The following is a 13,049-nucleotide window of genomic DNA, read 5'->3' on the forward strand; positions in this document are numbered from 1 at the left end:
GGGGGCCGGTGGAGCGGGGGCCGGCGCGCCTACCCCAGCGCCGCCACCCGGTCCCGGTACACCCTGGCCGGGGCCGCGTCGCGGTACGGCTCCAGACGGCGTTCGAAGTCGCGGACGTACTCCACGGCCCGCACCGACCGCATCTCCGCGGCCTGCCCCGCCGCCTCCGCGGCGATCTGGCAGGCCTGGTCGATCTCGCCGAGGCCGAGGCGGGCGGTGGCGAGGACGACGCGGCAGAACAGGCGGCTGCGCGCGTACCCGGCGGGCCGCAGCCGCAGGGAGCGTTCGGCGTGCTGCGCGGCGGCGCGGAACTGCTGGAGGTCGCGGTGGCAGTGCCCGAACTCGTCGGCCAGCTGCCCCTCGTCGAAGAACCGCGCCCAGAGCGGCGCCTCCTCCCCCGGCCCGGCCGCCTCCAGCGCCCGCTCGGCCCGCACCAGGGACGCCGTGCAGGCCCGCACCTCCCCGAGCACCGCGTGCCCGCGGGCCTCGGCCGCGTGCAGCAACGCCTGCACGGTGGGCGGCCCACCGGTGCCGACGCCCTGCTGCGCCACGCGCGCGAGCTGCACGGCCTCCCGCCCGTGTCCGAGGTACACGGCCTGACGGCTCATGGTGACGAGGACGTAGGAGCCGTACGCCCGGTCCGCGGCGGCCTGGGAGAGGCGCAGGGCCTGCACGAAGTAGCGCTGGGCCAGACCGTGCGCGGCGATGTCGAAGGAGGTCCAGCCCGCGAGGCGGGTGAGGTCGGCGGCGGCGCCGAACAGCCGGCGGCCGGTCTGCTCGCCGTAGGTGCCGCGCAGCATCGGCTCGCACTCGTGCTCCAGGTAGCGCACCAGGGCCTGACGGGCGTGACCGCCGCCGTACATGTTGTCGAGGGTGCGGAAGAGCTCGCCGACCGAGCGGAGCGCGGCGATGTCGCCGCCGGTGACCCGCTGGCCGGGGCCCCGCTCGGCCGTGCCGCGCTGCCGGGGCACGGCGGGCAGCGCGGGCGGGCCGGCCGCGAGGGCGGTCCTGGGCGGGGCGGGGCGGGCGGCCGGGCGGCCCTGGGCGGGCACGCGGGCGGCCGGATCGCCGTGGGCCACCTTCTCGTCGGCCCGGCCGATCAGCCAGTCCCGGCTGGGCACGACGAGCCCGGCCGCGGTGAAGGCGATCTTGCGCAGCTCGGCGTGGCTGCCGGAGTCCTTGCGCCAGAGCCCGCTGACGATCTCGACGGCCTCCTCGGGGGTGCCGGCGAACTCCAGACCCGCGTACACGGGGGCGCAGGCGTCCAGGCCGAGGTCCTGGGCGGTGAGCCGGCGGCCGAGGCGGCGGGTGAAGACCTCGGCGATGAGGGCGGGGGTGGTACCGCGGGGCTGCTGGCCGCGCAGCCACCGGGTGACGGACGTCTTGTCGTATCTGAGGTCCAGGCCGTGCTCGAGGCCGAGCTGGTCGACGCGTCGGGCCAGACCCGCGTTGGAGAATCCCGCTTCTGCGATGAGCGCGGCGAGCTGACGGTTGGGAATGCGCTGCGCGGGTCGTTCCGTCATCTGCGGTGCGGTCTCCTGCCTTCCGGGCCCGTGACGTGCCCGGATGAAGTGCCCTGATTGCGGTGAGCAGCCCTGATGGCCTCGTGAACGGCGCGAATGTAGCGGAGCGTGAGCAAGCCATCGCACATCTCGACGTTCATTCATCCGATCGTGTGAGGATTGCCCGCTGAGCTGACGCGCGACGGGCGGACGTACAGTGGCTTGGGGCGCGGTGGGGCATGACGGACAGGTCCTGGCGGCCGCCCGCGGATCCGGGTGCCGGCAGGCAGGTCCGGACGACCGGGACGGAGCCCCGCCGCACTGCCGTACCGCCGTATTGCCGTATCGCCTAGGGAGGCGCTTGCCGTGAGTGAGTTGCGGTTCGTTCGCATGGGCTTCGGAGCGGACGCCGTGGAGTACCGGGAGGCGTGGGACGAGCAGCGCCGGGTGCACGCGGCGCGGTTCGCGGACGAGGTCCCCGACACCGTTCTGCTGCTGGAACACCCGCCGGTGTACACGGCGGGCCGGCGCACGGCCGAGAGCGAGCGCCCGCTGGACGGCACCCCGGTGGTGGACGTGGACCGCGGCGGCAAGATCACCTGGCACGGACCCGGCCAGCTGGTGGGCTACCCGATCCAGAAGCTCCCGCGGCCGGTGGACGTCGTGGCGCACGTGCGGCGGCTGGAGGAGGCCCTGATCCGGGTGTGCGCGGAGTTCGGCGTCGCGACCTCGCGGGTCGAGGGCCGCAGCGGGGTGTGGGTGCTGGGCGACCCGGTCGAGCAGCGGCCCTCGCTCGGCGGTCTCTCCCTCGACTTCGACCCCCGGCTGCACGACGAGGAGTTCGACCCGCGGCTGAACGGCCCGGAGTACGCGCCCTCCAACGCCGGCCAGCGCCGCGAGGACCGCAAGCTCGCGGCGATCGGCATCCGGGTCGCCAAGGGCGTGACGATGCACGGCTTCGCCCTGAACGTGAACCCGGACAACGCCTGGTTCGACCGCATCATCCCGTGCGGGATCCGGGACGCGGGCGTCACGTCCCTGGCCGCAGAGCTGGGCCGGGACGTCACGATCGACGAGGTGCTGCCGGTCGCCGAACGGCACCTGCGGGACGTGCTGGAGAACGCGGAGCTGAAGCCGCGGGAGATCGAGAAGGCGGCCGTCTGACCGGACGGTGCCCGCCCCCTGGGGGAATGGCCCCCGTGGTCTGCGGGTTGGCCTCACCGGTAGGGCTCAACAAACACGGGCGTACCCTGGTGTACGCCGAAGAATCGAAGCTACAGGGAGCCGGTCGTGTCCGCAGTCGCACCCGACGGACGCAAGATGCTGCGCCTGGAGGTCCGCAACAGCCAGACCCCCATCGAGCGCAAGCCCGAGTGGATCAAGACCCGGGCGAAAATGGGTCCCGAGTACACCAAGATGCAGAACCTCGTGAAGAGCGAGGGCCTGCACACGGTCTGCCAGGAAGCCGGCTGTCCGAACATCTACGAGTGCTGGGAGGACCGCGAGGCGACCTTCCTCATCGGCGGCGACCAGTGCACGCGGCGCTGCGACTTCTGCCAGATCGACACCGGCAAGCCCGAGGCGCTGGACCGCGACGAGCCCCGCCGGGTCGGCGAGTCCGTGGTGACCATGGACCTGAACTACGCCACCATCACCGGCGTCGCCCGCGACGACCTGGAGGACGGCGGCGCCTGGCTGTACGCGGAGACGGTCCGCCAGATCCACGCGCAGACCGCCGGCCGCGAGGGTGGCCGCACCAAGGTCGAGCTGCTGGCGCCCGACTTCAACGCCGTCCCCGAGCAGCTGGCGGAGGTCTTCTCCGCCCGCCCCGAGGTCTTCGCGCACAACGTCGAGACGGTCCCGCGGATCTTCAAGCGCATCCGTCCGGGCTTCCGGTACGAGCGCTCGCTGAAGGTCATCACCGAGGCCCGCGACTTCGGCCTGGTCACCAAGTCCAACCTGATCCTCGGCATGGGCGAGACCCGCGAAGAGGTCAGCGAGGCGCTCCGGCAGTTGCACGAGGCGGGCTGCGAGCTGGTCACCATCACGCAGTACCTGCGCCCCTCGGTGCGCCACCACCCGGTGGAGCGCTGGGTGAAGCCGCACGAGTTCGTGGAGCTGAAGGAGGAGGCCGAGCAGATCGGCTTCTCGGGCGTCATGTCCGGACCGCTGGTACGGTCCTCCTACCGCGCCGGACGCCTGTACCAGATGGCCGTCGAGAAGCGCGGTTCCTTCGTGGCCGTCCAGGCCGTCTGACACTCCGTCAAGCGCCCCTCGAGCCGGGCCGGGAGCGCCGGTGTGTGAATTCCCGCACAAGCGATTACCCGCCAGTAGAGTCCGATACGACGCGGTCCTGACCGTCCTCGCAGATGAGGGCGCACGTCAGGGCCGCGTCAGCATTTCGGCCCCCCGCACCGAGGCTTCATGGGTGTTTGACCGGTCGGTCATGCCCTGGTAACACCAAACAGTGACGCTGGTGTCACATCACGTAGACCGATGCAGACCAGCGCAGACCACCGCAGATCCGTGCCGAGCCGCTCCCGAGGGGGACCCCCGCCATGCAGGCCGCGCCCGTTCGCGCCACCGCGATCCCGTCCATCACCGACGCCCTGCGCGCCGTCGAGTCCCTGCTCATGAGCAGCGGCCAGCGCACCGCCCGGCGCAACGCCTGGACCTCCGTCCTGGAGGACCGTCGTCGCGCCAAGGACCGCTTCGAGGCGCAGCGCGTCCTCGAAGAGGTCACCTCCGTCCATCTGTGACCGCCCCCGGCCTCTTCTCCGGGCCGCCTCCGGGAGATCTCCGGGGCACTGCCGTCGTCGGCGCTCCCGGGGCCACGTAGACTGCGTGGCATGGCGAGGAAGGACACGGCGACTGACGCCGCTAACCCCGGGCGACTGAAGCAGATCGCCCTGACCTACAAGATGACCCGCAAGGCCGACAAGAAGATCGGCCTTGTGCTCGCGGCTGTCGGAATCGTCACCTTCGGTGTCTTCCTCGCGATCGGCTTCCTGATCGGTCACCCCATCTATCTCGGCATCCTGGGCTTCCTGCTCGCCTTCCTCGCGACGGCGATCGTGTTCGGGCGCCGGGCCGAGCGGGCGGCCTTCGGGCAGATGGAGGGCCAGCCGGGCGCTGCCGCGGCGGTGCTCGACAACATCGGCCGAGGCTGGACGACGACCCCCGCGGTGGCGATGAACCGCAGCCAGGACGTGGTGCACCGCGCGGTCGGCAAGGCCGGCATCGTGCTGGTGGCCGAGGGCAACCCGAACCGGGTGAAGAGCCTGCTGGCCGCCGAGAAGAGGAAGATGAACCGCATCGTCGCGGACGTCCCGGTGCACGACCTGCTCGTCGGCACGGGCGAGGGCCAGGTCGAGCTGAAGAAGCTGCGGACCACCATGCTGAAGCTGCCGCGGGTGCTGACCGGTCCGCAGGTGACCACCACCAACGACCGGCTGCGCGCCATGGGCGACCTGATGAGCAACATGCCGCTGCCGAAGGGCCCGATGCCCAAGGGCATGCGCCTGCCGAAGGGCGGACAGCGGCCCCGCTGATCACCGCCCCCACGAACGTCCCACACGGAGGGGGCGCCCGGAATCATCCGGGCGCCCCCTTCGTCGCGCCGTCGCACTTCGTGGCGCCGTCGCACTTCGTCGCGCCGTCGCACTTTGCCGCTTTGCCGTGGGGCCGTGCTCGCGCTCGTGCCGCCCGGACGCGCGTCTCCGCGTCTCCGCGTCTCTGCTTCTCTGCTTCTCTGCTTCTCTGCTTCTCTGCTTCTCAGAAGCGGACCTCGACCGTGCGGGCCACGCGGTCGTGGAGGCCGCGGCCGTCGCGGTCCCAGATCAGGGCGGGCACGGCGAGGCAGAGCAGGACGGTGCGGGCGGCCGCGCGCAGGGGGCTGACGGTGCCGGTGCCGAGGGCCACCACGCGCAGGCGGAACAGCCGCTTGCCGGGCGTGAACCCGAGCGTGCCCACCGTGAGGAGGCTCATCACGAGGAAGATCAGCAGGGCCCAGTTGCTGGTCGCGGGGCCGTAGCCGTGCGTGATCAAGCTGTATGCGATCAGGACGCACAGGCCCCAGTCCACGGCCAGCGCGCCCAGTCGCCGGCCGGGGCGGGCGATCGACCCCGGCCCCTCCTCCGGCAGGCCCAGCTGTTCGCCCCGGTACCCGAAGTCGGCACCCGCGTCCTCCATGGCCGCGCGGGGCCCGGACAGCCACGATCCGATTGCTTGCCTGTTGTCCACCCGTCCACGGTACTGCGCCCCCTTTCGCGGGCGGGACGGTGGGGTGCGGCGGCGTTACGGTGGAACCGGGCCCGTTAACTTCTGCGAAACAAACGGGTCACGCCAGAGAAACCACCCGTCCCTAGGGTCGACGACAGCGTGTGCCACCGCACTGGCCGCACGAACGAACTACCACCCCGGCTCGACGGCCGGGAGTAGGAGGAGCTGGATGTTCCAGAACGCCGACGAGGTCAAGAAGTTCATCGCGGACAAGGACGTCAAGTTCATCGACGTCCGGTTCTGCGACCTGCCGGGCGTCATGCAGCACTTCTCGCTGCCCGTCGAGGCGTTCGACCCGGACGAGGAGCTGGCGTTCGACGGTTCGTCGATCCGTGGCTTCCAGGCCATCCACGAGTCCGACATGGCGCTGCGCGCCGACCTGTCGACGGCGCGTCTCGACCCGTTCCGCCGCGACAAGACGCTGAACATCAACTTCTTCATCCACGACCCGATCACGGGCGAGCAGTACTCCCGTGACCCGCGGAACGTCGCGAAGAAGGCCGAGGCGTACCTGGCGTCGACCGGTATCGCCGACACGGCCTACTTCGGCCCCGAGGCCGAGTTCTACGTCTTCGACTCCGTGCGCTTCAAGACGTCGGAGAACGAGTCCTTCTACCACATCGACTCCGAGGCGGGCGCCTGGAACACCGGTGCGCTGGAGGACAACCGCGGCTACAAGGTCCGCTACAAGGGCGGCTACTTCCCGACCCCGCCGGTCGACCACTTCGCCGACCTGCGGGCGGAGATCTCCCTGGAGCTGGCCGCGTCCGGCCTCCAGGTCGAGCGCCAGCACCACGAGGTGGGCACCGCCGGCCAGGCCGAGATCAACTACAAGTTCAACACGCTGCTCGCCGCGGCCGACGACCTTCAGCTGTTCAAGTACATCGTGAAGAACGTCGCCTGGCGCAACGGCAAGACCGCGACCTTCATGCCGAAGCCGATCTTCGGCGACAACGGCTCGGGCATGCACGTGCACCAGTCGCTGTGGAGCGGCGGCTCCCCGCTGTTCTACGACGAGGCCGGTTACGCGGGCCTGTCGGACATGGCGCGCTACTACATCGGCGGCATCCTCAAGCACGCCCCGTCGCTGCTGGCCTTCACCAACCCGACGGTGAACTCGTACCACCGCCTGGTCCCCGGCTTCGAGGCCCCGGTCAACCTGGTGTACTCGCAGCGCAACCGCTCCGCCGCGATGCGTATCCCGATCACGGGCTCGAACCCGAAGGCCAAGCGCGTCGAGTTCCGCGCGCCCGACGCCTCCGGCAACCCGTACCTGGCGTTCTCCGCGCTCCTCATGGCGGGTCTGGACGGCGTCAAGAACAAGATCGAGCCGGCCGAGCCGATCGACAAGGACCTCTACGAGCTGGCCCCCGAGGAGCACGCGAACGTCGCGCAGGTCCCGACCTCGCTGTCGGCCGTCCTGGACCGTCTCGAGTCCGACCACGAGTTCCTGCTCGCCGGTGACGTCTTCACGCCCGACCTGATCGAGACGTGGATCGACTACAAGCGCACGCACGAGATCGCGCCGCTCCAGCTGCGTCCGCACCCGCACGAGTTCGAGCTGTACTTCGACGTGTGATATAGCCCCGGGTCGAAGCGGGTTTCCGCTCCGACCCGGGCCGGCTGTGGGCCGTCGGCCGTGTTCTTCCTCCGCTGGAAGGGCACGGCCGACGGCCTTTTTCGGGCCCCGCGCCGTGAACGGCCGCCGAGAGCGGCGCCGCCGGCTTCGGCCGGGTCCGCCTCGGGGGCGGCTCAAGGTCCTGCGGCCAACCTCCGTACCGCGCTCGCAGATCACTCGAGATGCACCCCGAAGAGTGAAGTGCCAATCTGAGAAGCGAGACCCGGTCGGGAAAGAGCAGGAATTCCCCCTGACCCGTCCGTACGCCATGGCTCAGCCAGGGCACACGCGGAGTGATCGGCCAGGCCGCACCACCTCCATCCGACAGCAGAGGCACTCCGGTTCCGGAGTCGGGCCCTGCTTGTACGTCGCACCTCGATGAGCCCGGCCCCGTCACGGTCTTCTCACGTCAGCGCACCCTTCGGGTGTGGACAAAGCTCGCAATCCTACAAAGGAGTGTGAAAGCATGGCGAAAATTCTCGAGCGTGCTCGCAGGATCACCGTCGTGTCGGCTGTCCTGGCCGCAGTGGCAGGGGGCGTGGGGCTGTCGACCACCGCGGAGGCGGCTCCGGAGCTGCCCGCACTGTCGCTCCAGTGCAAGGCGGGGTTCGTGTGGCGTGAGGTCACCACGAACGACCTGGTCTGCGTCACCCCCGGCACGCGCGCCCAGGTCAAGGACGACAACGCCCACGCCGCAGAGCGCCGGGTCAGCGAGGACGACCCCACGTGCAAGCCGGGGTTCGTGTGGCGTGAGGCTCAGCCCAGTGACCTCGTCTGCGTCACCCCCGGCACGCGCGCCCAGGCGAAGGACGACAACGCCCACGCCGCAGAGCGCCGCGTCGGCGGCTGAACCACGTCCGACCCGGGCAACCGCCGCCCAGCCCGTACCCGGCGCGGCGCCGTCGGCCCGCCGGGCCGCGCCCCCGTTCCCGGTTTCTCAGGGCGGGGGCGCCGTCGTATGGTTTCCGGCACAGTTGTTCGACAAGGGTGACGGGGAGAGACGGGGATGTCCCAACAGGACGATGCCGAGCGGGAGTTCGACCTCAAGTGGGCCGACAGCGCGGAACACAAGGAGCCCTCGGCACGCGCCCGCATGCTGGCCGCCCGCTGGAAGGAGAACCCGCCCGAGCCCCAGCCCTTCCGGGCCGCTCCCGGCCCGCGGACCCCCCGCCGGTCGTCCTGGACGTCGACGGCGATCGTCCTGGGCTGCGTCGCCGCGGTGATCCTGCTGCTGGGGTACGCGCGGTTCCAGGCGCCCCACTGACCGCCCGGCCGGGGCGGCGCCGGCGGGTCGCCGGGGTTCCCGGGACCTTTTGCCCGGACTGGGGACGTCGGGGACCTCCTCATGGGGGAGGGCCGGTGCACACTGGGCAGTGGGGCGAGTGCCTGACTGTGGGTGGTGGTGCAGATGCGGAGTCGATTTCGCAGCGACCGCGGGCTGACCGTGCGGATGACGGTCACGCTGTTCCTGCTCGGGCTGCTGTACGTGGCGTTCGTCGCCGCGCTGATCGTGTTGCTGAAGTCGTGGGTGCTGGTCGTCGTGGTCGCGGCGGGGATGCTCGGCGCGCAGTACTGGTTCTCCGACCGGATCGCGCTGTTCGCGATGCGGGGCCGGGTCGTGGAGCGGGAGGAGTATCCCGAACTGCACGCCGTGGTCGACCGGTTGAGCGCGCTGGCCGACATGCCCAAACCGGTGGTCGCCGTGTCGGAGATCGACATGCCGAACGCGTTCGCCACCGGGCGGAATGCCGATCACGCGGTGGTGTGCGTGACCACCGGGCTGCTGCGGCGGCTGGAGCCGGCCGAACTGGAGGGTGTCCTCGCGCACGAGCTGTCGCACGTGGCGCACAAGGACGTCGCCGTGATCACGATCGCCTCGTTCCTCGGCGTGATCGCGGGGCTGGTCGTGCGGTTCGCCTTCTACAGCCAGCTCTTCGGCGGCGGGCGCAGGGACCAGAACACCGCGGTCGTCTTCGCGGCCGTCATGGGTGTCTCCGCGGCCGTGTACGCGCTCAGCTTCCTGCTGATCCGGGCCCTGTCCCGGTACCGGGAGCTGGCGGCGGACCGGGCGGCGGCGCTGCTGACCGGACGGCCCTCCGCGCTGGCCTCCGCGCTGACGAAGGTCACCGGGGACATCGCGCGGATCCCGTCGAAGGACCTGCGGACGGTCCAGGCGTTCAACGCGTTCTACTTCACCCCGGCGCTGGGCTCCGAGCCGGGTGTCGCGCGGCTGTTCTCCACCCACCCCAGCCTGGAGCAGCGGCTGGCACAGCTGGGGCGGATCTCGGCCGAACTGGGCGAGGCGGCCACTCCGGGGAAGGCGGACTGATCATGGGGCTGCTGGACATCCTGCTCGGCCGGTCGAAGCCGGTCGCGCCCGACCTGGACCAGCTGTTCGCGCTGCCGTCGGCGGCGGTGACGCTGGAGGCGGCGGCCGGGTTCACGCCGACCGGGCAGGGCGCGGTGTGCTTCGCGACGGTCGAGGGGTCGGCGTTCGAGCAGACGCACCGCGAGGTCCAGGCCCTGCTGGACGCGGACACCGAGCGCACCGGCCCCCCGGTGCGGCTGCTGCGGGACGACTACGGCTACTCCTGGCTGGTCTCCCTGCGCTCCCCCGGCGAGCTCCCGGAGCTGGTCAACGATCTGCACGCGGTGAACAGCGCGATGGAGGTCAACGGCTTCGGCCCCCAGTTGCTGTGCTCGCTCGTGGGGTTCGAGGACCGGGACGGGCGACGGCTGGCGCTGGTGTACCTGTACAAGCGCGGGTCCTTCTACCCGTTCGCGCCGCTGCCCGGCGGGGGGCAGCGGCGCGACAGCTCGCTGGAGCTCCAGGTGAGGGCGGCCCTGGCGAGCGACCTGCGGACCGAGTCGGACCTCGGCCGCTGGTACCCGCTGTGGGGCGCGCCCGGCCTGTGAGGGGTGGCGCCGGCCGGTGCGGGGGCCCCTGCGCGAAGCGGCCCTCCGCTTCCTACCTGCCGCCGCGCTCGCGGGCGTAGCGGCGCTCCCACTTGGCCTGCTGGTCGCGGCGTGCCCGGTAGGCCTTGTACGACGTCGGCGCGGACGCGGGAGCGGAGCCCTGCGCGGAGCCGGCGACCGGGCCGGACGCCGACGACGAGGACGAGCCGTGGCCCCGGCGGGCGTACAGGTAGAGGGCGGCGACCGCGGCGAGCCAGTACAGGTGGTTGCCGCATCCCAGGACCACCAGGACGACGGTCCCGGAGAGAACGACGGTGCCCATGGTGTGCCTCCTTCCTGGGCAGGGACGGACGGGTGTGCCGGGTGGTGGGGACGGGGGGTGGGGCGGTCTCCTCAGAGTAGGGAGACGGTCACTCGACGTGCATCCCTTTTTCCCGGCGCCTGGAGTCGGCCAGAACGGCACATGCCGGATCAAAAAGGGTGCCCTGATGAGCAATCTCTTCGTCGTCGCCTACGACGACCTCGCCACCGCCGGCCAGGTGCGCGACAAGCTGTTCGAGCTGTCCAAGCAGCATCTGGTCGAGCTGGAGGACGCGGTGGTCGTCGAGCGGCGCGACGACGGCAGGATCGAACTGCACCAGGCGGTGAACCACACGGCGGTCGGCGCGGCGGGCGGCGCCGTGTGGGGCGGGGTGATCGGACTGCTGTTCCTGGCCCCGCTGCTCGGGGCGGCGGTGGGCGCGGCGGCCGGAGCGGCCGGAGGCTCCTTCACCGACACCGGTATCGACGACGACTTCATGAGGGACCTCAGCCAGAACCTGCGGCCCGGTGCCGCGGCCCTCTTCGTCCTGGCCGAGCACGCGGCCGAGGACAAGGTGATCCCGCAGATCGCCCCGTTCGGCGGGCAGTTGGTGCAGACCTCGCTGAGCAAGGCGGAGGAGGAGCATCTGCGGGAGGCGATCAGGGCGGCCCGGGCGCCCCGGTCGGAGGCCGGTTCTCCGACGGCGTGACCGCCCGTCGGTGGACGTGAGTGAATGGGTCGATGAGCGAGTTCTCCGGCGTCCTTCATCGACCCTTCCGGCACGAGCACGACGGTGAACGGCTCAGCGGTGTGTACGGCGACGGCGGCAAGGGGCCGGCGGCGGCCACCGCCGTCGTGCTGCACGGGGCCGGCCGCAGCAGCAAGGAACGACTGCTGCCGCTGCTCGGCGAGTTCACGGCGCGGGGCTGTCACGCCCTCGCCCTCGACTTCTCCGGCCACGGCGAAAGCACCGGCGCGCTGCGGGAGTCGAGTCTGCGGCGACGCTTCGAGCAGGCCGTGGCGGTGATCGACGCGTACGTGCCGCGGGGCGGACCGCTGGTGCTCGTCGGGTTCAGCATGAGCGGCCAGACGGTGGCCGACCTCACCGCCCACTACGGGGACCGGGTCGCGGCCCTCGGCCTGTGCGCGCCCGCGGTGTACGCGGCCGAGGCGTGGGACGTGCCGTTCGGGGACGGCGGGGGTCCCTCCCGGGCGGACGCGGCCGGGAACGGGGCCGGGCGGTTCAGCGCGATCATCCGGACGCCGGGGAGCTGGGAGGCGGCGCCGGCGTTCGACGTCCTGCGGGCGTACGAGGGCCGGGCGGTGCTCGCCGTGCCGGGGACCGACGCGGTGATCCCGGCGGAGGTCACGGAGGCGGTGCAGGACGCGCTGGCCGCCCGTTCCCAGTACACCCGGTTCGAACTGCCGGACGCCGACCACCAGCTGGGTGCGTGGCTGCGCGATCACCCCGACGACCGGCGGGAGTTCGTCCGTGCCGTCCTCACCGGCCTCGGCGAGAACGGCTGGACGGCGACCCGTGCCTGGCTGGCCGGGCGGCTGCCGGAAGGCCGGACGGTCGTCGACTCCCTTCCGCTGCGGGGCGGTTGGAGTTCCCAGATGCGCCGGCTCACCCTGGACGACGGCACGTCCCTGGTGCTGCGGACGTTCGTGAAGCCCTTCTTCCGCCGTCACGCGCCGGGGCTGCTGGCGCGTGAGGCGGACGTGCTGACGCTGCTCGCCGGGCAGGAGGGCGTCCCGGCGGCGCGACTGGTCGCCGTCGACGCGACGGGCGAACTGTGCGACCACCCCAGCCTGCTGATGTCGTCGCTGCCCGGCCGGGTGCGGGTCGACGAGGAGGACCTGGAACGCCGACTGGACCTGCTCGCGGCCCAGCTCGTCCGGGTCCACGCCGTCGGCCCCGGCGAACGCCCGCGGACCTACCAGGCCTGGACGTCCCCGGAGCGGGTCCGCGCGCCCGCGGGGGCGGTGTGGGAGCGGGCGGTCGACGTGATCCGCCGCGAGCCCCCGGCCCACGAGGGGCGTTTCCTGCACCGGGACTTCCATCCCGGCAACGTGCTGTTCGAGGGAGCGGGCGACGGGCTGCGCGTCAGCGGGGTCGTCGACTGGGTGGAGACCTCCTGGGGCCCCGCCGACCTCGACGTCGCACACTGCTCCACAGCACTGGCCCTGCTGCACGGTCCCGCCCACGGCCTCGGCTTCCGGGGGCGCTACGAGGAGCACGGCGGGCACGGTCTGGCCGACGGCACCGACCACCTGTACTGGCGGCTGCTCGACGCCCTGGCCTACTGCCCCGACGCGGCGAAGCCGGCGGGGCCGTGGCGCGAGCTGGGCCGGACCGACCTGACGGCGGAGGTGCTCGGCGGGCGGCTGGAGGCGTACGTGGCGGGGCTGCTGGAGGCCTACGCGTGAG

General features: G+C 71.8%; 14 protein-coding genes. 11 read left to right on the forward strand and 3 right to left on the reverse strand.

Translation table 11 applies throughout. The features are described from left to right. Positions 1 to 29: 29 nt before the first annotated feature. Positions 30 to 1,523, reverse strand: coding sequence for a regulator (locus ACH4N1_RS00655; protein WP_398093471.1), 1,494 nt, complete (start codon positions 1,521 to 1,523; stop codon positions 30 to 32). Positions 1,524 to 1,868: 345 nt separating this feature from the next. Between ACH4N1_RS00655 and lipB the strand changes: the two genes are divergently transcribed. From lipB to ACH4N1_RS00675, 4 genes are all read left to right on the forward strand, one after another. Continuing rightward, positions 1,869 to 2,666, forward strand: a complete 798-nt coding sequence (gene lipB, locus ACH4N1_RS00660) for a lipoyl(octanoyl) transferase LipB (protein ID WP_382790196.1) — start codon at positions 1,869 to 1,871, stop codon at positions 2,664 to 2,666. A gap of 126 nt (positions 2,667 to 2,792) precedes the next feature. Beyond that, on the forward strand, positions 2,793 to 3,758 hold the full coding sequence (gene lipA / locus ACH4N1_RS00665) for a lipoyl synthase (protein WP_382790198.1): 966 nt from the start codon (positions 2,793 to 2,795) through the stop codon (positions 3,756 to 3,758). A 302-nt stretch (positions 3,759 to 4,060) separates the two neighbouring features. Then, positions 4,061 to 4,261: a hypothetical protein gene (locus ACH4N1_RS00670; RefSeq protein WP_398093474.1), complete on the forward strand. Its 201-nt coding sequence runs from the start codon at positions 4,061 to 4,063 to the stop codon at positions 4,259 to 4,261. Between the two features lie 90 nt (positions 4,262 to 4,351). Further along, positions 4,352 to 5,053, forward strand: coding sequence for a DUF4191 domain-containing protein (locus ACH4N1_RS00675; protein ID WP_398093476.1), 702 nt, complete (start codon positions 4,352 to 4,354; stop codon positions 5,051 to 5,053). A gap of 223 nt (positions 5,054 to 5,276) precedes the next feature. On the opposite strand, the gene ACH4N1_RS00680 is transcribed toward ACH4N1_RS00675, so the two are convergent. After that, positions 5,277 to 5,744 (reverse strand): RDD family protein, encoded by a 468-nt coding sequence (locus ACH4N1_RS00680; RefSeq protein WP_398093477.1) that lies wholly within the window; start codon positions 5,742 to 5,744, stop codon positions 5,277 to 5,279. A 208-nt stretch (positions 5,745 to 5,952) separates the two neighbouring features. Between ACH4N1_RS00680 and glnA the strand changes: the two genes are divergently transcribed. The 5 genes from glnA to ACH4N1_RS00705 all read left to right on the forward strand — a co-directional run bounded on the left by glnA (position 5,953) and on the right by ACH4N1_RS00705 (position 10,317). Then, positions 5,953 to 7,362, forward strand: coding sequence for a type I glutamate--ammonia ligase (gene glnA / locus ACH4N1_RS00685; RefSeq protein ID WP_363087126.1), 1,410 nt, complete (start codon positions 5,953 to 5,955; stop codon positions 7,360 to 7,362). A gap of 505 nt (positions 7,363 to 7,867) precedes the next feature. Then, complete coding sequence (locus tag ACH4N1_RS00690) at positions 7,868 to 8,251, forward strand: hypothetical protein (RefSeq protein ID WP_398093478.1); 384 nt, start codon at positions 7,868 to 7,870, stop codon at positions 8,249 to 8,251. A gap of 156 nt (positions 8,252 to 8,407) precedes the next feature. Further along, positions 8,408 to 8,665 carry a hypothetical protein gene (locus tag ACH4N1_RS00695; protein ID WP_398093479.1) on the forward strand — a complete coding sequence of 86 codons (258 nt, stop codon included), beginning with the start codon at positions 8,408 to 8,410 and terminating at the stop codon, positions 8,663 to 8,665. A 144-nt stretch (positions 8,666 to 8,809) separates the two neighbouring features. Continuing rightward, complete coding sequence (gene htpX / locus ACH4N1_RS00700; protein WP_398093480.1) at positions 8,810 to 9,730, forward strand: zinc metalloprotease HtpX; 921 nt, start codon at positions 8,810 to 8,812, stop codon at positions 9,728 to 9,730. A 2-nt stretch (positions 9,731 to 9,732) separates the two neighbouring features. Beyond that, entirely contained in the window at positions 9,733 to 10,317 is a 585-nt protein-coding gene (locus ACH4N1_RS00705; protein WP_398093481.1) for a hypothetical protein, read from the forward strand. Positions 10,318 to 10,369: 52 nt separating this feature from the next. On the opposite strand, the gene ACH4N1_RS00710 is transcribed toward ACH4N1_RS00705, so the two are convergent. Continuing rightward, positions 10,370 to 10,639 (reverse strand): hypothetical protein, encoded by a 270-nt coding sequence (locus ACH4N1_RS00710; RefSeq protein WP_398093483.1) that lies wholly within the window; start codon positions 10,637 to 10,639, stop codon positions 10,370 to 10,372. Between the two features lie 166 nt (positions 10,640 to 10,805). On the opposite strand from ACH4N1_RS00710, the gene ACH4N1_RS00715 reads away from it, so the two are divergent. Further along, a complete protein-coding gene (locus ACH4N1_RS00715; protein WP_398093484.1) occupies positions 10,806 to 11,327 on the forward strand; it encodes a DUF1269 domain-containing protein in 522 nt (173 codons plus the stop codon). Between the two features lie 32 nt (positions 11,328 to 11,359). Further along, positions 11,360 to 13,048, forward strand: a complete 1,689-nt coding sequence (locus ACH4N1_RS00720) for an alpha/beta fold hydrolase (RefSeq protein ID WP_398093485.1) — start codon at positions 11,360 to 11,362, stop codon at positions 13,046 to 13,048. Position 13,049 lies beyond the last annotated feature (1 nt).

The organism is Streptomyces sp. NPDC017202 (genome assembly GCF_044331705.1).
In the GTDB taxonomy this organism is placed as follows: Bacteria; Actinomycetota; Actinomycetes; order Streptomycetales; family Streptomycetaceae; genus Streptomyces.

Bases quoted from the DNA above. Each gene is read 5' to 3' on its own strand.
- ACH4N1_RS00655 (WP_398093471.1), bottom strand. From the start codon at position 1,523: ATGACGGAACGACCCGCGCAGCGCATTCCCAACCGTCAGCTCGCCGCG.
- ACH4N1_RS00670 (WP_398093474.1), top strand. From the start codon at position 4,061: ATGCAGGCCGCGCCCGTTCGCGCCACCGCGATCCCGTCCATCACCGAC.
- ACH4N1_RS00675 (WP_398093476.1), top strand. From the start codon at position 4,352: ATGGCGAGGAAGGACACGGCGACTGACGCCGCTAACCCCGGGCGACTG.
- glnA (WP_363087126.1), top strand. From the start codon at position 5,953: ATGTTCCAGAACGCCGACGAGGTCAAGAAGTTCATCGCGGACAAGGAC.
- ACH4N1_RS00690 (WP_398093478.1), top strand. From the start codon at position 7,868: ATGGCGAAAATTCTCGAGCGTGCTCGCAGGATCACCGTCGTGTCGGCT.
- ACH4N1_RS00695 (WP_398093479.1), top strand. From the start codon at position 8,408: ATGTCCCAACAGGACGATGCCGAGCGGGAGTTCGACCTCAAGTGGGCC.
- htpX (WP_398093480.1), top strand. From the start codon at position 8,810: ATGCGGAGTCGATTTCGCAGCGACCGCGGGCTGACCGTGCGGATGACG.
- ACH4N1_RS00705 (WP_398093481.1), top strand. From the start codon at position 9,733: ATGGGGCTGCTGGACATCCTGCTCGGCCGGTCGAAGCCGGTCGCGCCC.
- ACH4N1_RS00710 (WP_398093483.1), bottom strand. From the start codon at position 10,639: ATGGGCACCGTCGTTCTCTCCGGGACCGTCGTCCTGGTGGTCCTGGGA.
- ACH4N1_RS00715 (WP_398093484.1), top strand. From the start codon at position 10,806: ATGAGCAATCTCTTCGTCGTCGCCTACGACGACCTCGCCACCGCCGGC.
- ACH4N1_RS00720 (WP_398093485.1), top strand. From the start codon at position 11,360: ATGAGCGAGTTCTCCGGCGTCCTTCATCGACCCTTCCGGCACGAGCAC.